The sequence below is a fragment of the Paracoccus suum genome, from assembly GCF_003324675.1.
Lineage (GTDB): Bacteria > Pseudomonadota > Alphaproteobacteria > Rhodobacterales > Rhodobacteraceae > Paracoccus > Paracoccus suum.
This window is the reverse complement of record NZ_CP030918.1, coordinates 720,298-739,864: the sequence shown is the minus strand read 5'-3', so window position 1 is coordinate 739,864 and position 19,567 is coordinate 720,298. Positions and strand designations below refer to the sequence as shown.

Genomic DNA, 19,567 nt, shown 5'->3' with positions numbered 1-19,567 from the left:
GGGCGCAGATCGCGCCAGATCACCGGGCACTAAGGCGTGATCGCGCCGATGCATCCTTGCAACGCGGCCATGTCGTCCTCGATCAGCAACAGCGGCGTCGAAAGGGGAATATCGCGCATCAGCGGGTTGCCCAGCATGCCGGCGGCGATGCGGTCGGTCCGGGGCACCAGCGTTCGGGCGACGCTGCCGGCCAGCCAGATCCCTTCGCGCGGCATGAATCGCAGGGCCACTTCGCGCAGCATCAGGCCAAAGGCCTCTGCATATTGGGACAGGGTCTCGACCGCCGCGGCATCGCCGGCATTGGCGGCAGCGGCAATCGCCTCGCCGGGGACCGGCGCCACGCCGCTGCGCAGGGCGTGGAACCGGGCAAGGCCCCGGCCGGCGAACAGATGTTCGACCGAGGGAAAGGCCTCCGTCGCGTCCGCGCCCAATAGGTCGGTCAGTCGGCGGGCGATGGTCAGCGGCAACGCGGTGTGACCCTCCTCCGCCTCCAGCGGCAGAACGCCCCCACCGGGTAAGGCGCGGACCGCGCAGACATTGAAGCCCGTGCCTGCACCGACGACCAGCGCCTGACCGTTGTGGGGGCGGTCATCCGATGCGGATCGCAGCACCCGCGGTGTCAGGCTTGCGGTGGCATGGCCGAGTGCCGCGAGATCGTTGATCAGCAGTACCCGCCGGGCGCCGGTGACGCGGGCCAGGTCGTCCTCGCTGACCTGCCAGGTGCGGTTGGTCAAGCTGGCCCGGCCGTTGGCGACGGGACCCGCGACCGCGATGCATGCGGCGGTGATTGCGGGACCGCCTGCATCGGCCAGGAAGGTCGCGATCAACGCCTCGAGCCCGGCGACATCCGCGCCGCTGCTGCGCCGCGCGCTGCTGGCGACCAGCCGGCCGTCGTCCGCCAGCGCCAAGCGCACGTTGCTGCCACCGACATCACCGACAAGCTGCATTCCACCCTCACTGTGCCCCGCCAAACCGCTACGCATTGTGGCCGGGGCGCCGAGCTGACGAAAGAGCGCGCGACTGCCAGGGCACAGTCAAGCCTTCTGCCGCCAATCAACCCCTTGACATCCGAGCGCCAAGGAACCGCACGACAAATGGGGCGTTGGGGGGTCGAATCAGAAGCGAGCCGAGACCATGAAAGCCGCCCCCGCCCTCACCCTTGCCGCCGCAGCCCTTGCCTCCGCCTTTGTCGCTGTGCCAGCCCAGTCCTCGGTCGAGTTGCGCGACCGGCTGGAGACCCAGCCCCGCGCCTGGTCAGCCATCGCAGGTCAAGACGCCGCCTCGGTCATGGCGATGGCGAGCGCCCTCGCGTCCGGCGCCGACGCGTCTGTCGATGCGCCGTATTGCGACAGCAACCCGATGATCGCACACACCCTGAGCCATGATTTCGGCGAATCGCTGGTGGACGACGCCAAGGTCAACAAGGCCGACACCCAGCTTTGGGGCTCCGACGTGATGGGCACCTGGACCTTGGTCATGGCGCGCCCTGACAAGACCAGCTGCGTCATCGCCTCGGGGGTCGGCTACTCGGATACCACCAATCCGGACGTGTTCTATCACAAGGCCGGCCTGCGCAGCTGAGTGCGGTTCATTGAGCCTGCATCGCTGCAATGGTAAGGCGCCCCGGTCAAATCAGAACGGGGCGCCTTACCATGACTGAATCGATCATCCGCGACCTCGGGCTGGCAGACTACGATCGCAAGGAACTGGACATCGCCGAAACCGAGATGCCGGGCCTGATGGCCCTGCGCGAGGAATACGGCGAGGCAAAGCCGCTGGCCGGCGCCCGGATCGCGGGCAGCCTGCACATGACCATCCAGACCGCCGCCCTGATCGAGACGCTGGTCGCACTGGGCGCTGACGTGCGCTGGGCATCGTGCAACATCTATTCGACCCAAGACCATGCCGCCGCCGCCATTGCCGCGACCGGCGTGCCGGTGTTCGCCATCAAGGGCGAGACGCTGGCGGAATACTGGTCCTACACCGACCAGATCTTTCGCTTTGCCGAGGGCACGGCGAACATGATCCTCGACGATGGCGGCGATGCCACGATGTATGTCCTGCTCGGCGCGCGTGTGGAGGCTGGCGAGACCGGGCTGATCGACACCCCGACCTCGGAGGAGGAGGAGGCGCTGTTCGCCCAGATCCGCCGCCGCCTGGCCGAGGCGCCAGGCTGGTTCACCCGCCAGCGCGATGCCATCCGCGGCGTCAGCGAGGAAACCACGACTGGCGTGCATCGCCTTTATGACTTGCACCGCAAGGGGCTGCTGCCGTTCCCCGCGATCAACGTCAACGACAGCGTCACGAAGTCCAAGTTCGACAACAAATACGGCTGCAAGGAGTCGCTGGTCGATGGCATCCGCCGTGCCACCGACGTGATGATGGCCGGCAAGGTCGCCGTGGTGTGCGGCTATGGCGATGTCGGCAAGGGCAGCGCCGCCAGTCTTGCCGGGGCCGGCGCGCGCGTGAAGGTGACCGAGGTCGACCCCATCTGCGCCCTGCAGGCGGCGATGGACGGCTTCGAGGTCGTGCGGCTGGAGGATGTCGTGGACAGCGCCGACATCTTCATCAGCGCCACCGGTAACAAGGACGTCATCCGACTGGAGCATATGCGGGCCATGAAGGACATGGCGATCGTCGGCAACATCGGCCATTTCGACAACGAAATTCAGGTCGCGGCGCTGCGGAACCACAAGTGGATCAACGTCAAGGACCAGGTGGACCTGATCGAGATGCCGTCCGGCAACCGCATCATCCTGCTGTCTCAGGGACGGCTGCTGAACCTCGGCAATGCCACCGGCCATCCGTCCTTCGTGATGTCGGCCAGCTTTACCAACCAGGTGCTCGCCCAGATCGAGCTCTGGACCAAGGAGGGCGAATACGCTCCGGGCGTCTACATCCTGCCCAAGCACCTCGACGAGAAGGTGGCGCGCCTGCACCTAGACCGGATCGGCGTGCGGCTGAGCGAACTTTCGCCCGAGCAGGCCGACTATATCGGCGTGCCCGCGGAAGGTCCGTTCAAGTCAGACCTTTATCGTTACTGACGGCGCGGCCGGGTGCCGTCCGGGGCCGATGCCGGGCAGAAACCCGGGAAAAAGACAATCATCCTGCCCCTCCCGGGACAGTTGCCGCTTGGACCCCCAAGGCGGCTGTGGCACAAATCGGCAAGTTTGCCGCGTTAGTAAAAAATTTCCTGAGAGGTAGTGCGATGTTCCTGCGACTGACGAGCTCGGCCCTGGCGATCTGCCTCGTGACGGCGCCTGCTGCATTCTCGCTGACGCCCGACGAAGTCTGGGACGGCTGGGTCAAATATTACAGCTCAATGGGCTACAAGCTGGCCGAGGGCGCGCGCGAGCAGGCGGGCGAGACGCTGACGATCAAGGATGTCGTGCTGACGCAAGACAATCCGACCAGCAAGATCAACATGCAGCTCGGCCAACTGGTCCTGCAGGGCACGGGCGACGGTGGCGTTCGCACGACCATGCCGGACACGATCCCGGCCCATATCGAGGTGACGCAGGACAAGGAAAAGCCTGTTCTGCTGGATCTGACCATGAAGCTGCCGGGGGCCGAGATCCTCTCGACCGGCGATCTGGACAACCGCACTGACCGCATGACGCTGCCGACCGCGACGCTGACCTTCGACAAGGTCGAGCTGCCGGCGGAGAGCCGTACCATGAACAACGTCGCGAGCGTGACTGCCACGGACATGGTGAGCGAGACCGTGACCCGCGGCGGCACTGCCTATACTAGCAACAGCACCATCGCCAAGCTGGACTACACCCTCGACGTGGCCGAGGACCCCGGCGCCAATGCCGAGGGCGATCAGGGCTCGATCAAGGGCAAGGGCTCGCTGGAAAAGCTGGCGGTCGACGCGGAAGTGACGCTGCCCGCCGGCGGCAGCATCGCCAACCTCGAGGAAAACATCGCCAAGGCGCTGAACGACGGGCTGACCATCAAGGGCAAGCTGTCGGGCGGCGCGGGCACGCATTCGTTCGACTATACGTCCAAGCCCAAGGAAGGCACCGCGAGCAACGGCACCGTCGCTGCCACGGTCGGCAGCCTTGCCGCCAGCTTTGACATGGCCGCCAGCGGAATCGGCTACAAGGTCGAGGGCACCAACAGCGAGACCAGCATCACCGACAGCCAGCTGCCGGCGCCGATCACCTACAAGCTCGACAAAGGCGCGTTCGGTGTGATGGTGCCGATCAGCAAGTCGGACGCCCCGTCGCCGTTCAGCCTGACCTATCTGGTCAGCGGGCTGACGCTGGGCGACAGCCTGTGGGATCTTGCCGATCCTGCCAAAAAGCTGCCCCGTACCCCAGCTAATATCGATATCGACGTGTCGGGCCTGGCCAGGGTGACCGACGATCTGCTGGATCCCGCGGTGATGGACAAGGCGGCTGGCGGCGACGAATCCCATGCCGCGACCTCGACGGAAACGCCGGATGCGACCACCACGGAGGCGCCGGACGCCGCGACCCCGACCGACAAGCCGGCCGAGGATGCTGCGAAGCCCGAAACGGACACGTCCGCCGCGCCGGACGCTGCGACCGAAACCGCGCCGGACGCTGCAACGAATGGTGCAACCGATACCACCGCGGAAACCGCCTCGCCCGACGACGAGGAGCCGAGCGACAATCCGATGCCGTTCGATCCGGTCGAGCTGACCATCAACAAGTTCGCGGTTGATGCGCTCGGTGCGAAGATCTCGGCCGAAGGCGCACTGAAGGGCGCGGCCGGCGGCAGCCTCAAGACCCCGGTCGGCACGCTTCACGCCCGCATGGAAGGCATCAACAAGCTGATCGACACGCTGGTCGCCATGGGCGTCGTCAAGTCCGAGCAGGTGCAGGGCTATCGCATGATGCTGGCCATGTTCACCAAGACGACCGAAGGCTCGGACGTGATGACCTCGGATATCGAGTTCAAGGAAGACGGCTCGATCCTCGCGAACGGGCAGCAGATCAAGTAAGCGCCGGCGCAGGAACGGCAGACGGACTTGCGGGGCCGGGGGATTGTTCTCCGGCCCCGCGCCATGTCACGAAGGTGCCTTCAAAGCGAACCACGAAGGTTGATGATGATAGCGACCGAAACCCTGCGCGATCTGACCCAACGCCTGCTGGACGCCGCCCGCAAGGCCGGCGCGCCTGAGGCGGATGCCATCGCGGTGGGTGCGGATGCGGTTAGCATCGATGTCCGCGCCGGCCGGCTGGAGCAGGCCGAGCGGGCAAATGGGGTCGACATTGGTCTTCGGGTGCTTCTGAACGGACGGCAGGCCTGCGTGTCATCTTCGGACACCAGCCCCGCGACCTTGTTGGAAATGGCCGAGCGGGCGGTCGCCATGGCGCGCGAGGCGCCTCTGGACGACACCCTCGGGCTGGCCGACCCGTCGGCCCTGTCGGCCCGCCGCGACGCGGACGGGTTGGAGCTGGAAGATACCCAAACCTCCGACCCCACGCCGGCTGAGTTGCAGGACCGCGCCCTCGCGGCTGAGGCGGCCGCCCTGGCCCAGGCCGGGATCACCCAGACCGAGGCGGCGAGCGCGTCATTCGTGCGCCGCGGCGTGTGGATCGCGGCCAGCAACGGCTTCAGCGGCGGCTATCGGCGCAGCAGCCATGCCACGACCGCCATCGCGATTGCCGGGACCGGCACCGGAATGGAGCGTGACTGGGCCTCGGAATCGCGCGCCCATCCGGGCGATCTGCCCACGCCAGAGGAGATCGGCGTCCTCGCCGGGCAGCGCGCGGCCGAACGCATCGGCGCGCGCCGTCCGCCGACGGGCCCTGTGCCCATCCTGTTTGACGAGCGCGTCGCGGCCACGCTGATCGGCCATCTGCTGGGGGCGATCAACGGCACTGCCATCGCGCGCGGCGCCAGCTGGCTCCGAAATGCCGACGGCCAGCCCGTGCTGCCGCCCGGCATCAGCCTGATCGAGGACCCGCTGATCCCACGCCTCGCATCCTCGCGCCCGTTCGATGCCGAGGGGCTGGCCTGCGCCCGCCGTGCCCTGGTCGAGGATGGCGTGCTGGCCGGCTGGGTGCTGGACCTTGGCACCGGGCGTAAGCTTGGGCTGGAAAGCACCGCGAATGCTGCGCGCGGCACCTCGGCCCCGCCGCATCCGGCAACCTCGAACGTGATCCTGACCCAAGGTGCGGCCAGCCGCGATGCGCTGATCGCCGATATGGGGCGCGGGCTGCTGGTCACCTCGCTGCTGGGCGCCTCGATTAACCCTACCACCGGCGATTATTCGCGCGGCGCGGCAGGCTTCTGGGTCGAGGGCGGCCAGATCGCGTGGCCGGTGAACGAATGCACTATCGCCGGCAACCTGCGCGAGATGCTGATGCAGCTGACGCCCGCCAACGACGCAAAGCCCTGGCGCGTGCAGGCCGTTCCCAGCCTGCTGGTTCAGGGCATGACCGTGGCCGGCGCGTGAGCGAGGCTGGCCGGATGCCGCCGCTGGCAACGCCGGCGGACGATCTGGCGCTGCTGAGCCGCGCCGCGCGCGAGGCCGGCGACATCGCCCGTCGCTTCTGGCGGCAGGAGCCGCGCGCCTGGGACAAGGACGGGGGCGCCGGCCCGGTGACCGAGGCCGATCTGGCGGTCAACATCCACTTGCAGCAGATGCTGGGCGCCGCCCGCCCGAGCTATGGCTGGCTCAGCGAGGAAACCCCGGACGAGCCCGCGCGGCTGGATGCGGCGCGGACCTTTGTCGTCGATCCGATCGACGGCACACGCGCCTTCATCGATGGGCAGGAGGGGTTCTCGCACGCCCTCGCGGTGGTCGAGGGCGATCAGGTGATCGCTGGCGTGGTCTATCTGCCGATCCCGGACCTGATGTATGCCGCCCGTGCGGGCGGGCCGGCGACGCTGAACGGCGCAGTGATCGCGCCGTCGGCCGCAACCGCGCCGGACGGGGCGAGCGTGCTGACCGGCAAGGCTAGCTTTGCCCCGGTCCATTGGCGCGGGGGTTTGCCGCCCGAGATGCGGCGCATGTTTCGCCCCTCGATCGCGTGGCGCATGTGCCTCGTGGCCGAGGGTCAGTTCGACGCCGTCATGGCGCTGCGCGCCTCATGGGAATGGGATATCGCCGCCGGCAGCTTGATCGCAGAACGGGCCGGCTGTGTCGTGAGTGACCGGCGCGGCCGCGCGCTGCGGTTCAATCAGCCGCAACCGCTGGCCGATGGCTTGCTGCTGGCGCCGCCGGCCCTCCACGCTGCGCTGCTGGCGAGACTCGTCCCCAATGCGGGCGAGGACTGAGGCATGGACCCGCGAAACGCCAGCGAACGCAACAGCCGCTTGGCCGAGGCCATCAGCTTTCACCCCGCGACCGAGGAGGGGCGACGCTTTCGCGAGGCTTTGGGACGCTTCGCGACGGGCGTCACGGTGATTACAGCGACCGCGCCCGACAATCGTCCCATCGGCATGACCGTCAACAGTTTCACCAGCGTCTCGCTGGAGCCGCCGCTGTTGCTCTGGTGCCCGGCACGTTCGTCCAGCCGGCACGATGCTTTTGCCACCGCGAAGGGTTGGGCGATACATGTTCTGGGCGCCGAGCAGACCGACCTCAGCCTGCGTTTCACGCGCGGCGGTGCGGGATTCGACGGGCTCGCGCATGAGGTCTCGCCCGAGGGGGTACCTCTGCTGCCGGCGGCCGCGGCGCGGTTCGACTGCCGCGCCCATGCCTGCCATCCCGGCGGCGATCATTCGATCCTGGTGGGCGAGGTCGCGCGGGTGACCATCGCAGGGCCGGCCGATCACCCGCTGGTATTCGTCGCCGGCCGCTTTGCCAGCCTCGCCGCCGAGGCGGACTAGCTGCCGGGGTTGAGCGGCGGCAGCGGGTCAATAGGGTAAAGCGGCGGGATCGCATAGGGATCGCTGCTGGCCTTGGGCGTCGTCGTCTTGACCGAACGGCCGGGTCCGCCCAGCTCTGCGATCTGCCGCGCCAGCTGGCTGATGGCAGTGCTTTGCGCCGCCGCCACGCCCGAGGTGGTGCCCGCCGGCACGGGCACGGCGATGGAAAAGCTGCGCGCCTGGCTGGTGCCGTTGCCGCGCTCGTCCGAGACATAATAGCGGCCCGTCAGGCGGTAGAGGCCGTCGCGACTGGCCAGGGCCTTTTCGACCTCGACCTGGATCTTGTGCTGCGGCGGCTCGGTCAGCGGCCAGGGCGAGGCGATCACCGTCGCCCCCGACACGTCCGAGATCGAGCGCGCGAGGGCCACCGTAAAGGCCCGCTGCGGCTTGTCCGCCCAAAGCGCGCGCGGCCCCGACCGCACGGTTCCGTCGGCCGCCTGGAACGCGACCTCGTCCGCCGCCGCATACTCGGGCAGCGAGACATCGGACAGCTCGGCCGTGCCAAGGCGATCGCTCAGCTGCTTGCCGGTTTGCGGCGCGTCGATCAGGTGCCGCCCGGTTTTCAGCGGGTTCGAGCAGGCCGCCAGCAGGACCAGCAGCGCAAGGGTGAAAAACGGGCGGCTGTGCATGGTCAACGTCCCAAGATGAAGGCGCGGGGGTTGCGCTCGATGGTCGAGGCGAGGCTGCCAAAGGCGGCCGTGGCCCGGCGCAACTCGCGCAGCGCGCCGAGAAGCTCGACGTTGAAGGCCGAGCGGTTGCCATAAGTGGCAATCACCGCCTCGGCCCGCGCGGCCAGTTGCTCGTATCGCTGCGCGAGTTGGGGCAGGCGCTGGACGGAGGCGGCGATATTGTCGGTCGCAGTCCGGGCCGAGGCGAGAAGGGCGTTCAGGCTGCCAACGGCATTGCCGTCCCGCAGATCGTTAAGCAGGCCCGATGCCGCCTTGAGCGTATCGCTGAGGTTGCGCGGCAGCTGCGCCGCGTCCTCGGTCCCCAGCATCGCGCGCAGTTGCTGCACGATGCCCTTTGCCTCTGCGCTGATACCGGCGAAATCGAATGCCTCGACGGCGGTCGCCGTATCTTCGATTTTGGTGACCATGTCGGGCACCTCGGCCGCGGCCACCTTGACCGCCTCGGCGGCGGCAGTTGCCTCGTCGACCATCAGGCCCAGCTTTTCCACCGCCCGCGAATCCTTGAGCTGGGTCGTGACCGCGCGCAGCTCGTTGGCGGCCTTGTCAAAGCTTTCCAATGCGGTGCCAAGGCGCTTGGGCAACTCGCGCGCGGCGTCCGACGCGACGACGTCGCGCAGGGCAGTTGCAGCCTCGGTCGCGGCATCGCCCAGCTTCTTGAGATCGACGGTCGCGGCATTGTCGGCGACGACTCCGAGGCGCTCGACCACCTTGGGCACGCCCTCGACCGCGTCGGCCACGGCAGTGGCGGCACGTTGCGTCGCCGCAACCGCCTCGCCGGCTTGGTCCATGGCCCCGGATTTCCGCAGATCCTCGGCGATCTTGCGAATCTCGGCCAAGGTCTTTTGCGCCTCGTCCAGCGTCGCGCGGGCGTCGCGCGGCACGTTGCGCGTTTCCTCGGACGAGGCGAGTGCGGTCACGCTGTTCATCATGTCCTGCGCCGAGCGCAGCGTTTCCTGCAGCGGCAACTGGCCGACCTTGCTGATGAAGCCCTGGGCTGTGGCAGTGAAATCGCTGATATCGCCCGGCGCCGAAGGGATCAGCGGATAGGGTTTCGCGGCCAGGTCCAGCGTGGCCGGCGCGGCATTCGGAATCTGGATCATCTCGATCATCAGGGCCGTGCCGAGGAAGCCCGCGCTGGCAACGCGCGCGCGCAGGCCCTCGCGGACCCGGTCGGCGATAAACGCCAGCGTCTGGTCAGAGGTGCTGCCGGGGGGCAGGCCCATGCGTTCGGGCGAGAGGGCGATGGTCACCTCTTGCTGCACCTGGCGCGGCTGGTCGGGCGGGGTATCGGCCACCCGCAGCCCCAGATCGGTCACGCGCCCGACGGCGAGGCCCTGGAACTGGACGTCGGCGCCCTTGGCCAGTCCGCGCACGGCATTGTCGACCAGCACGGTAAGCCGCACCTCGCCCGCGGCATCGCCCGAGAACAGGCTGTTGCGGGCCGCATCCTCGTTCGGGTTCAGGCGAAAGACATGGCCCGGCGGGACAGGGGTTCCGCCCGAGGTCATCGTCTCGAACTGCACGCCGCCCTGCAGCAGCGAGGACAGCGAGCCGACATTCAGCGCCAGCCCCTGCGCCCCCAGCGACAGCGACAGCCCGGCCGTGTCCCAGAACACCGTCGCCGTGGTCAGGCGCTTGTCATGCGGCGCCTCGATGAAGACATCGGCAAGGACGCCTTCGTCGCGGTCCGACAGGCGAATATTTTCCATCCGGCCGACGGGCAGGCCGCGGTAGAGGACCGGAGCCCCCTCACTGAGGCCCTTGGCGGTGTCGGCGGCTAGAACCACCCATCTGCCCGGTTGGTTGGCGCGGGTCAGGGGCGCGCGCTCGAGCCCACGATGCGGCCCTTGTTGGGGAGGGCCGATCTGGGAATCCCAGTAACCCTCGATGAATACACCCGTCAGCACGGTATCGAGGCGCGAGATTCCGCTGGCCGAGACCTGCGGCCGCACGATCCAGAACTGGGAATCAGCATCGATGAAGCGCTCGACATCCTTGTCGACCCGGATGTCGAGGATCACCTCGCTCAGATCACCGCTGAAGCGTACGCCCTCGACCTTGCCGACGGTGACCTCGCGGAACTTCAGGACCGTCTCGCCCGGGGTGATGCCGGTGGCGTCGTTGAAGCTGACCTGGATCAGATCGCCTCGCTGGCTCCACGAGTTCCACGCCAGTCCGAGGATGGCGATCAGCGCGATGATCGGCACCAGCCAGATCAGCGAGACCCCGGCCAGCATGGCGTTTCGCGCCGTGCGCTGCACCGCCCGGACGCCCGGACGGCGCCCGGTCCCGTCCTCGGCCGGCGCGGCAGGCTGCCGGCCAAAGCCCGCAGGCTCTGTCAGTGGCCGCGGCGGCAGGCCTTCGGCGTCGGTTTGCTGCGGGGGGCTGCCGGTTGGCCCGGAGGGCGATTGCGGCCCGCGGGGCGGTAGGGTCGGGTCGGTCATCAGGCGGGCGTGTCCTTGCGACGGCGCAGCGGCAGACCGCGCCAGATCAGCCGTGGATCGAAGCTTTGCGCGGACAGCATGGTGAAGGCAACCGACAACGCAAATGACACCGCGGCCGGACCGGGGTGGATCGAGGCGACAAAGCCCAGTTGCACCAGGGCCGACAGGATCGCAACGACAAAGACGTCGATCATCGACCAACGTCCGATGAACTCGACTACCTCGAAGACGCGCAGGCGCTGGTGCGCCTCGGCAATGCTCGCAGGGCGGCCGGCGACGATGGCGAGCCAGCTGATCGCGATGAACTTGCCGATCGGGACCATGACCGAGGCGACGAAGATGATGATGGCGATGTCCCAGTTGCCGTAGCGCGCAAGCTCGATCACGCCGCCGATGATGGTGGCCTCGCTGTTGCCCTGCAGACCGCCGAGGGTCTGCGTCTTGAGCATCGGAAGCAAGTTCGCCGGGACATACAGGACCAGCCCGGCAGCGAGCCAGGCCCAGACGGCCTGAAGCCCACGGCGGTCGGGCGGGGCCAGGCCGGCGCCGCAGCGTCCGCAATCCAGCGTGTCCGCTGGCCAGACGCGACCGCAGCGCCGGCAGCCCAGCAGTCCGGCGCGATGCGCCGTCATGACATAGCCGTCGTCGCCCGCGGGGGCGGGGTGCGGCACGCTCATGACTGGATCCGGGCGGCTTCCGGGTCGGCCGGACCGCGAACCTCGCGTCCGTCGGTGCGATGGCCGGCATCCTCGATCGCGTCCCAGATTGTCGTTGCGCTCATGAAGACGCGGCTGGCGATATTCACCAGGATCAGCGCGCAAAAGGCCCAGAACGCCGGCCCGAGGCTGACGCTGGCCATGCCCGCCAGCTTGACCATGGCGACCGCGGTGCCAATCACAAAGATCTCGGCCATCGACCAGGGGCGCATCTCCTCGGACAGGCGAAAGGCGCGGGCGGCGTGGCGCGGCGGCGCGCGGCCCAAGGCCAGCGGGCCGACGACGTAAAGGATCAGCGCCGCCCTCAGCACCGGCAGACCGATGATGGTGGCCAGCAGGGCCAGCGTCAGCGGCAGCATGAAGCCATGCGAAAACGCCAGCGCCACGCCAAAGATCGAGGTCTGGTTGCCGAACCCCATCCGCGAAATCTCGAGGAACGGAAAGAATACCGCAGCCGCCATCAGCACGACCGATGTCACGGCCAGCGCGATCACATGCGACAGCGAACCAGCGCGCGAGGTGGCGAGGACCGCGTTGCACCGTTGGCAGCGCAGGCGCTGACCGGTCGCAGGTTCAGTTTCCTGATACAGGGCATCACAGCGCGGACAGGCGATGAGCCCGGCGCCTGTCGCCATATCGATCTGAACCCCGCCGCGCATGCCGGCACCCTAGGCGTGGCACCCGGATTTTCCAAGCTGCACGCGCGGACTTGATTGGACGCTCTCTTGGTTGTGTCGGCGGCCCGGTGCCCGGCAGTGGGGAATTATGGGGCATTTGATCCGTTAACTGGATCGAAATGGCTCGCCTCTAGATGGTTGCGCTGACTGTCAGGGATTTGCTCATGACCACACCCGCCAATCGAAACGCTGCGCCGATCATTATCCGCCGCATGGCGGGTAGCGAACATGCAGCCCATCACGGCGGCGCATGGAAGGTCGCTTATGCCGACTTCGTCACCGCAATGATGGCGTTTTTTCTGCTGATGTGGCTGCTGAATGCGACCACGGAAAAGCAGCGGGCCGGCCTCGCCGATTACTTCAATCCGACCGTCGTGCAGAGCAAATCGGGCGGGACGATGGCCTTCGAGGGCACTGACACCGCGACCGAGGCAGGAAAACCGCTGGCCCCGCCCGGCTTTGACGAACTGGCGCGGGATATCGCCACCCAGCTGTCGGGCAACGGCGCGGAATCGATGCAGCAGCGCAACCTGCTGCGCCACGTGGTCACCCGCGTCACCGACGAGGGGCTGGTGATCGAACTCAGCGATCTCGCCGGCGAGCCACTGTTTCAGGCCGATACCGCCCAGCCGACCCGCGTGATGGAGGAGTTGTCGGCCATCGTTGCCCGTGTCCTCGCCCATGTCCGCAACGAGGTCGCCTTTGCCGGCCATGTCCATGCCTTCCCCGAGACCCTGATCCACTCGCCTGTCTGGTCACTGTCAGAGTCGCGCGCTCAGACCGCGCGCCGACTGATCGAGGCTGCAGGCCTTGGCGCACGTCGCACCGCCCGCGTGACCGCCTTTGGCGATCGCCGCGCGCGATCCTCCAACCCGATGGATCCGGCCAACAACCGGGTCGAACTGATCCTGCTGAGATAATTTCCGAAATCGGCCGCGCGTTAGCCGGATGTTAAGCCCCGGCGCCGCAGTCTGACCCTCAACATGCGACTCGCATCAAGGACTGACGCAACATGTCGATCTCTTCTTCGCTCAATGCCGGTGTTGCCGGTCTGGCCGCCAACGCGACCCGGCTGTCGACCATTGCCGACAACATCTCGAACTCCGGCACCTATGGCTACAAGCGGGTGCAGACGGATTTCGAGGGCATGGTGATCAACCAGTCCCGCGGCGCCGGGGTCTATTCCGCCGGCGGCGTGCGCGCCTCGACCTCGCGCGTGATCGATCAGCGGGGTGCCATGATCTCCACCGCGCATCCGCTCGATATCGCCATTGCCGGCCGGGGCATGCTGCCTGTCACGACATCGGTGGCGATCAACAGCCAGTCGGGCGAAAAGCCGATCATGATGACGACCACCGGGGCGTTCCGCCCGGATGCCGATGGCGTGCTCCGCACCGACTCGGGACTGGTGCTGCTGGGCTGGCCGGCGAATTCGGACGGCACGATCCCGGTGATGCCGCGCGATACTTTGGGCGGGCTCGAACCGGTGGTGATCAACGCCAACCAGACCTCGTCTGACCCCACGACCGCGATGACGCTGGGCGTCAACCTGCCCGCGACTGATACCGAATTCGGCGCAAAGGTCGCGTCGCGCCCGCTGAAGGTCGAGTATTTCGGCAATCTCGGGACCTCTGAATCGCTGAACATCACCTTCAAGCCGACGGTCGCGACGACGCCGGGGACCGGCACCAACACCTGGACCATCGAAATCCGCGATTCGGCGACGCCCGACGACTCGGCCACGACCGGCGTCGACGAATCCCTGATCGGCACCTACGAAGTCGTGTTCAACGACACCAAGACCTCGGGCGGCACCATCGCCTCGGTGACCAATGCTGCAGGCTTCCCCGCATATGATCCGGCGACCGGCAAGGTTCGGCTGAACGTCCTGGGTGGCAAGGGGACCATCGATGTCGCCCTGGGCAAGGTGGGCGATCCGAACGGCCTGACCCAGCTGTCCGACAGCTTTGCCCCCACCAATATCAGCAAGGATGGCTCGCCCGTCGGTAACCTGACTGCCGTCGAGGTCGACGAGAACGGCTACCTTCGTGCCACCTATGACACCGGCTTCATCCGCACGATCTATCAGATCCCGCTAGTCGATGTGCCGAACCCCAACGGCCTGACGGCCCTGAACAACCAGACCTATCAGGTCTCGCCCGACTCGGGCTCGTTCTTCCTGTGGGACGCCGGCGACGGTCCAACGGGCGCCATCCGGGGCTACGCTCGTGAAGGTTCCACAACCGATGTCGCGGCCGAATTGACGGATCTGATCCAGACCCAGCGCGCCTACTCGTCCAACGCCAAGGTCATCCAGACCGTGGACGAGATGTTGCAGGAAACCACCAACATCAAGCGCTGAACCCACTGAGAACGAGGCCCCCGAGATGAGTATTGCATCCGCACTGTCCAGCGCTGCCTCGGGCCTCGCCGCAGTCACGCGCGGCACAGAGGTTGTTGCCGGCAACGTCGCCAATGCTCTCACGCCCGGCTATACGCGGCGCGAGATCGTGCTGGCAGGCCTTGCCGACGGGGGCGGCGTGCGCATCGCCGCGGTCGAGCGTATCGTCTCTGCCGCCTTGATCGGCGATCATCGGATCGCAGGGGCCGCGCAAGGTTTCAGCGGGACGGTCGCGACCTTCCGCTCGGCGATGGAGACGGCAATCGGCGTCCCTGGCGATGGCACGTCGCTGGTCGACAGGGTCAGCGACCTGGAGGCCGCGCTCCTCTCCGCCGCATCGCGTCCCGATAACGAGGTCCGCCTAGGCGCTGTCAGGCTGGCCGCAGGTGCGCTGGTCAGTGGGATCAATACTGCGGCAAGCGCTGTCGAAGACGCCCGGACCTCAGCTGATGAAGGAATCTCCGCCGATGTCACCCGCTTGCGCAGCGCGCTGAAAGACGTCGCGCGCCTCAACAGGTCGATCATCATCGATCGCGCAAACGGCCGCGACGCCGCGACGCTGATGGACGAACGCCAACGCACAATCGACTCCATCGCCGACATCGTCGCGATTCGCGAGGTGCCACGCGATAACGGCCGTATCGCCCTTTTCACGGCTGGGGGCGCCACGCTTCTCGACGGCGACGAACCGATCGACCTTCAGTTCAGCTCCGCCGGGCGTGTCACCGCCTTGATGGAGGTCGAAACCCCGCCCGTCGGCCGCCTGATGATGAACGGCGAGCCCGTGGGTGACAGCCTGATGTCGCTTTTCGCCGGCGGCTCGCTGCAGGCAAATTTCGCGATCCGCGACACGCTCGCCCCGGAGGTGCAGGCCGGTCTTGACGCCATGGCGCGCGACTTGGTCGAGCGGTTCGCTGATCCGGCTCTCGATCCAACCCTCGCTACTGACGACCCTGGCCTTTTTACTGACGCCGGTGCTGCCACGAGCTCTGCAAGCGAGCGCGGGCTGGCCAATCGCCTGTCTCTGACGGCTCAGCTAGCGGCGGATGGCAGCGGCGACTGGCGCCTCCGCGACGGGCTTGGCGCGACCATCGCGGGGGATGTCGGACGATCAACCCAGTTGTCAGCGCTGGCGGACCGCCTGATGGCCAGCAGGCAGACTGCCTCGACCGGGGTTTCACCAGGCAGCCGCAGCGTCGCCGCCTTTGCGTCCACCCTGTCTTCTCAGGCCTCCACCGCGCGTGTCCAGTCGGCCAATGCACAGGCCCGCGACGCCGCGCATGTGGACGCGCTGAATTCCGACCTCCTCGCCGATGGCGTCGACACGGACCAGGAGATGCAGCGTCTGCTCGGTCTGGAAAAGGCTTATGCCGCCAATGCCCGTGTGATCAGGGCCGCCGATGAAATGATCGCCCGAATATTGGAGATCTGAGATGCGCTTGACTCACGCCGGTGACTTGGCCCGCAGTTTTGGCCTCAACCAGGCCTATGCGAAAACCAAGACGCGTCTTGACGCACTGACCCGCGAAGTCGCGTCCGGCCAAAAGAACGACGTTGCCGGCAGTCTGCGGGGAGACACCCGTTCGCTGGCCAGCATCGAAAACAGCCTGCGCCGCCTCGATGCATTTGATCGAAATGCAGCGGAGGCCGAGATACGCCTGACGACCGGCCAACAAGCGTTGGACAGCATGCGTAAGCTCATCGACGGGATGGGCGGACCAATGGTGTCTGCGCCCTTGATGGAGGCATCGAGTGCGCACCTCGTCGCGGGGGCCGAGGAAAAACTCGAGGCGGCGCTGAGCCTGCTGAATACCGAGGCGGCAGGGCAGTTTCTGTTCGCCGGCGCGCGCTCGAACCAGCCAGCGGTCGCCACCAAAAGTGCTTTGCTGGCGCAAATTGATGCGGTCACAGCAGGCCTCAGCACGGCGGCAGAAATTACCCAGGCCGTTAGCGACTTTTTCGACGCCCCTTCGGGGAGCGATGGATACCTGAGCAATACCGTGACGGGCAGCATAACGGGCGCTGGCCCGCTGCCGCTCACGACTGGCGAAACGATGAGCAACAACCTGACGGCGGGCAATCCGGCGTTCCGCGACCTCTTGAAAGGCTTGGCCCTTGCGGTGATCGCCAAAAGCGGCCCCCCGGGCGAAGTGGAGCGCGGCAAACTGATCCAAGCCGCCGGCACTGTGATCATCAACGCTGATGCCGGTTTGATCTCCGCCCAGGCATCGCAAGGCGTTCTGGAGGAACGCGTCGAACTGGCCAGAACCAGAAACGCGGCCGAGCGCACAACATTGACCATCGCTCGCGGCAGTATAACGGCGGCGGATCCCTACGAGGCGTCCACGGCGCTGACCAATGCGCAGCTGCAACTAGAGACGCTTTACTCCATCACTGCGCGCCTGTCGCGGATGAGCCTGGCGGATCGCCTGTGATGACGTCGATGCTGGCTCGCCTTCTGATAGTCTGCATCGGCTTGGTTAGTGCTCCTGGTGCGGCGGGCGCGCAAGCGGTCCGCATCAAGGACCTTGCGACCTTCGACGGAATGCGGGGCAACGATCTGGTTGGTTACGGAATCGTGGTCGGCCTCGACGGTAGTGGCGACAGCCTGCGAAACGCGCCCTACACGGAGGAAATGCTGGTCGGGCTTTTAGAACGGCTCGGCGCCAATGTTGGTGATGAGCAAATTCGGCCCAAGAACGTGGCCGCCGTTCTGGTGACGGCGGCGCTCCCGCCCTTTGCGCGCACAGGGTCTCAGATCGACATCTCGGTTTCGGCAATCGGGGACGCGAAAAGCTTGCTCGGCGGAACCCTCATCATGACTCCCTTGAACGCGGCCGACGGCCAAATCTACGCCGTCGCGCAAGGTTCAGTCATCGCTGGGGGCGTAACGGCAGGCGACGACACGACCAAGGTTGTTCAAGGCGTTCCAACCTCCGGCTCCATCCCCTCGGGCGCCCGCGTCGAAAGGGAGGTTGCGTTCGACTTCCAGGCAATGGAGAGGTTTCGAATTGCACTTCGCACACCAGATTTCACCACCGCCGCGCGGATCGAGAGGGCGATCAACAATGATTTGGGGGACAAGGTCGCGGTGATGCGCGATGCGGGAACCGTGGATATCGATCCCTCAGCGCTGGGAAATCCCAATCCGGCACACCTGGTCAGCCGGATCGAAAATCTGGCGGTGACGCCTGAAACGCGTGCCCGGGTGGTGATTGACCACAAGTCCGGGACCGTGGTTATGGGTGAGGACGTGCGAATATCGCGCGTGGCGGTTTCGCAAGGAAGCCTCACATTGCGTGTCCGAGATGAAAGCTACGTGGTGCAGCCCAATCCGTTCAGCGAGGGTCAAACGGTTGTTGTGCCCCGTAGTACAGCGCAGATTGCGGAGAATCCTGGGATCGGATTGGCGGAGGTTCGTGGATCGTCGCTATCGGACGTCGTGACGGGGCTCAACGCACTGGGAGTACGCCCGCGCGATCTGATCGAAATCCTCAAGAACATTCATGCGGCGGGGGCTTTGCATGCAGATGTGGTTATCAACTGATCTGAGTGGTGACGGACGATCGCGGTCGTAACTTGGCGAACTGCCTCCGTCGTCTCTTGAGTGGAGGTAGTGCGGCGAGTTCAGATCATTGAGCGCCCGGGGATTTGACAGCCACATTTTCCAGCATCGTCGACAAGCGTGCAAGGCCGCCCGGCCTCCATCCGATTTCCTCGGTGCGCTGGCACCTAAGAATTTTTAGCCCCTGACGATCTTTCGCAGGCGGGAGGTTCTCTCCCGACAGACTATTTTTAGCGGCGTAGAGTTTCAGAAGCTCTCGTCTGTCCAACACCAGGTCCGAGACATTGAAATTGCGATTTGTGGGCCCTCGGGCGTCTTTCGCACCCGCGGTCAGGTCGTTTAGGGCCAGTAGCACCGCCGAAGCGAGGTCGCCTGCATGGACCTCGGTTGCGACGTGCGGCTCGATTTCCTGCCCGGCACGGAACTCGGCGAAGAGTTTTGCCCATTTATGCTGCGATCCGTCGAGGGGCATCCCATAGACGCCGGTTGGCCGGAGATTGGCGGTGCGGAACGTGGCGGAGGAAAGATCAGCGAGGGCGGACTCCGCCTCGGCCTTGACCCGGCCATAGAGTGTTGTTGGCAGCGGTGTCAGGTCTTCGGTGAGGCAGGTTCCGGGCGGGTAGCCATCGAATACCGCGCGTGATGACAAGAACAGGCAGGCTTCGAGACCTGCCGCTTTTGCAAATTCGAAAAGCGCGATGCTGCCACTGAGGTTGGTTTGAACGAAGCCCTCAGGGTCATTACCTTCGCCGCCGCGATAGCGTCCGGGGGCGTGGTGAAAGGCGGCATGTATGAGCGCGTCGTGGCCAGAGAGGTCGGGAATTTCGCCCAACAACCAAGAGTTGTGGGTCACCCCCGGGAGCAAGGGTCTGCTGCGTCCGAAGGATGTGACCTGATGGCCGGCGTCCATTGCGGCTTGCGTTATGTATTGGCCGACAAATCCGTTTGCGCCAGTTATCGCGATCTTCATTTGACCCCCGAGTGCTGGTGTTGCTCTCGCCCCGATATTGAAGACTTGGCCAGACCATCATGCTGGCCGATCAGCTCCAATTTCCACGTATCCGACCAAGGAAGCGTCAGGATCGTCAGAGAGGAGTTCTTGCGAACAAGAGCGGGCCCCAGCGGACCCAACGCTGCGCGCATCATATTTTTGCCGTCAATCTCGGAAATTCAGGTTTGTTTTTTTGTGGGAAGCAGATCGGTTACAATCCTGCGTCCTGGTAA

The 19,567-nt window shown here is 66.1% G+C and carries 17 protein-coding genes; 11 read left to right on the top strand and 6 right to left on the bottom strand.

Annotation, left to right across the window (positions count from 1 at the left end; all coding sequences use genetic code 11):
• Positions 1–29: 29 nt before the first annotated feature.
• Positions 30–947, bottom strand: a complete 918-nt coding sequence (locus tag DRW48_RS03565) for a glucokinase (RefSeq protein ID WP_114075214.1) — start codon at positions 945–947, stop codon at positions 30–32.
• A gap of 187 nt (positions 948–1,134) precedes the next feature.
• Between DRW48_RS03565 and DRW48_RS03560 the strand changes: the two genes are divergently transcribed.
• The 6 genes from DRW48_RS03560 (at position 1,135) to ferA (ending at position 7,812) form a co-directional block, all read left to right on the top strand.
• Positions 1,135–1,581 (top strand): hypothetical protein, encoded by a 447-nt coding sequence (locus DRW48_RS03560; protein ID WP_114075213.1) that lies wholly within the window; start codon positions 1,135–1,137, stop codon positions 1,579–1,581.
• 71 nt (positions 1,582–1,652) lie between these two features.
• Positions 1,653–3,044 carry an adenosylhomocysteinase gene (gene ahcY, locus DRW48_RS03555; RefSeq protein WP_114075212.1) on the top strand — a complete coding sequence of 464 codons (1,392 nt, stop codon included), beginning with the start codon at positions 1,653–1,655 and terminating at the stop codon, positions 3,042–3,044.
• A 164-nt stretch (positions 3,045–3,208) separates the two neighbouring features.
• Positions 3,209–4,972: a DUF2125 domain-containing protein gene (locus tag DRW48_RS03550; RefSeq protein WP_114075211.1), complete on the top strand. Its 1,764-nt coding sequence runs from the start codon at positions 3,209–3,211 to the stop codon at positions 4,970–4,972.
• Between the two features lie 102 nt (positions 4,973–5,074).
• Positions 5,075–6,433 (top strand): TldD/PmbA family protein, encoded by a 1,359-nt coding sequence (locus DRW48_RS03545; protein WP_241963362.1) that lies wholly within the window; start codon positions 5,075–5,077, stop codon positions 6,431–6,433.
• 14 nt (positions 6,434–6,447) lie between these two features.
• The gene (locus DRW48_RS03540) at positions 6,448–7,257 is read left to right on the top strand and encodes a 3'(2'),5'-bisphosphate nucleotidase CysQ (RefSeq protein ID WP_114075210.1); all 810 of its coding nucleotides are present in this window, start codon (positions 6,448–6,450) and stop codon (positions 7,255–7,257) included.
• Between the two features lie 3 nt (positions 7,258–7,260).
• The gene (ferA, locus tag DRW48_RS03535; protein WP_114075209.1) at positions 7,261–7,812 is read left to right on the top strand and encodes a flavin reductase FerA; all 552 of its coding nucleotides are present in this window, start codon (positions 7,261–7,263) and stop codon (positions 7,810–7,812) included.
• On the opposite strand, the gene DRW48_RS03530 is transcribed toward ferA, so the two are convergent.
• Genes DRW48_RS03530 through DRW48_RS03515 form a run of 4 tightly spaced genes read right to left on the bottom strand, consistent with a single transcriptional unit; the run spans position 7,809 to position 12,359 of the window.
• The gene (locus DRW48_RS03530) at positions 7,809–8,480 is read right to left on the bottom strand and encodes a PqiC family protein (RefSeq protein WP_114075208.1); all 672 of its coding nucleotides are present in this window, start codon (positions 8,478–8,480) and stop codon (positions 7,809–7,811) included. The genes ferA and DRW48_RS03530 overlap by 4 nt on opposite strands.
• A 2-nt stretch (positions 8,481–8,482) precedes the next feature.
• Positions 8,483–10,984: an MlaD family protein gene (locus tag DRW48_RS03525; protein WP_114075207.1), complete on the bottom strand. Its 2,502-nt coding sequence runs from the start codon at positions 10,982–10,984 to the stop codon at positions 8,483–8,485.
• On the bottom strand, positions 10,984–11,661 hold the full coding sequence (locus tag DRW48_RS03520; RefSeq protein ID WP_114075206.1) for a paraquat-inducible protein A: 678 nt from the start codon (positions 11,659–11,661) through the stop codon (positions 10,984–10,986). The genes DRW48_RS03525 and DRW48_RS03520 overlap by 1 nt, the downstream gene beginning before the upstream one ends.
• Complete coding sequence (locus DRW48_RS03515; RefSeq protein WP_114075205.1) at positions 11,658–12,359, bottom strand: paraquat-inducible protein A; 702 nt, start codon at positions 12,357–12,359, stop codon at positions 11,658–11,660. Before DRW48_RS03515 ends, DRW48_RS03520 begins: the two co-directional genes overlap by 4 nt.
• A gap of 182 nt (positions 12,360–12,541) precedes the next feature.
• Between DRW48_RS03515 and DRW48_RS03510 the strand changes: the two genes are divergently transcribed.
• From DRW48_RS03510 to DRW48_RS03490, 5 genes are all read left to right on the top strand, one after another.
• Complete coding sequence (locus DRW48_RS03510; protein WP_114077335.1) at positions 12,542–13,297, top strand: flagellar motor protein MotB; 756 nt, start codon at positions 12,542–12,544, stop codon at positions 13,295–13,297.
• A gap of 92 nt (positions 13,298–13,389) precedes the next feature.
• Positions 13,390–14,739: a flagellar hook protein FlgE gene (locus tag DRW48_RS03505; RefSeq protein WP_114075204.1), complete on the top strand. Its 1,350-nt coding sequence runs from the start codon at positions 13,390–13,392 to the stop codon at positions 14,737–14,739.
• A gap of 25 nt (positions 14,740–14,764) precedes the next feature.
• Positions 14,765–16,210, top strand: a complete 1,446-nt coding sequence (gene flgK, locus DRW48_RS03500; RefSeq protein ID WP_114075203.1) for a flagellar hook-associated protein FlgK — start codon at positions 14,765–14,767, stop codon at positions 16,208–16,210.
• A gap of 1 nt (position 16,211) precedes the next feature.
• A complete protein-coding gene (locus DRW48_RS03495) occupies positions 16,212–17,213 on the top strand; it encodes a flagellin (protein ID WP_114075202.1) in 1,002 nt (333 codons plus the stop codon).
• A gap of 8 nt (positions 17,214–17,221) precedes the next feature.
• Positions 17,222–18,325: a flagellar basal body P-ring protein FlgI gene (locus DRW48_RS03490; protein WP_114077334.1), complete on the top strand. Its 1,104-nt coding sequence runs from the start codon at positions 17,222–17,224 to the stop codon at positions 18,323–18,325.
• 85 nt (positions 18,326–18,410) lie between these two features.
• Here the strand turns inward: DRW48_RS03490 and DRW48_RS03485 are convergent, their stop codons facing one another.
• On the bottom strand, positions 18,411–19,313 hold the full coding sequence (locus DRW48_RS03485) for an NAD-dependent epimerase/dehydratase family protein (protein WP_114075201.1): 903 nt from the start codon (positions 19,311–19,313) through the stop codon (positions 18,411–18,413).
• Positions 19,314–19,567 lie beyond the last annotated feature (254 nt).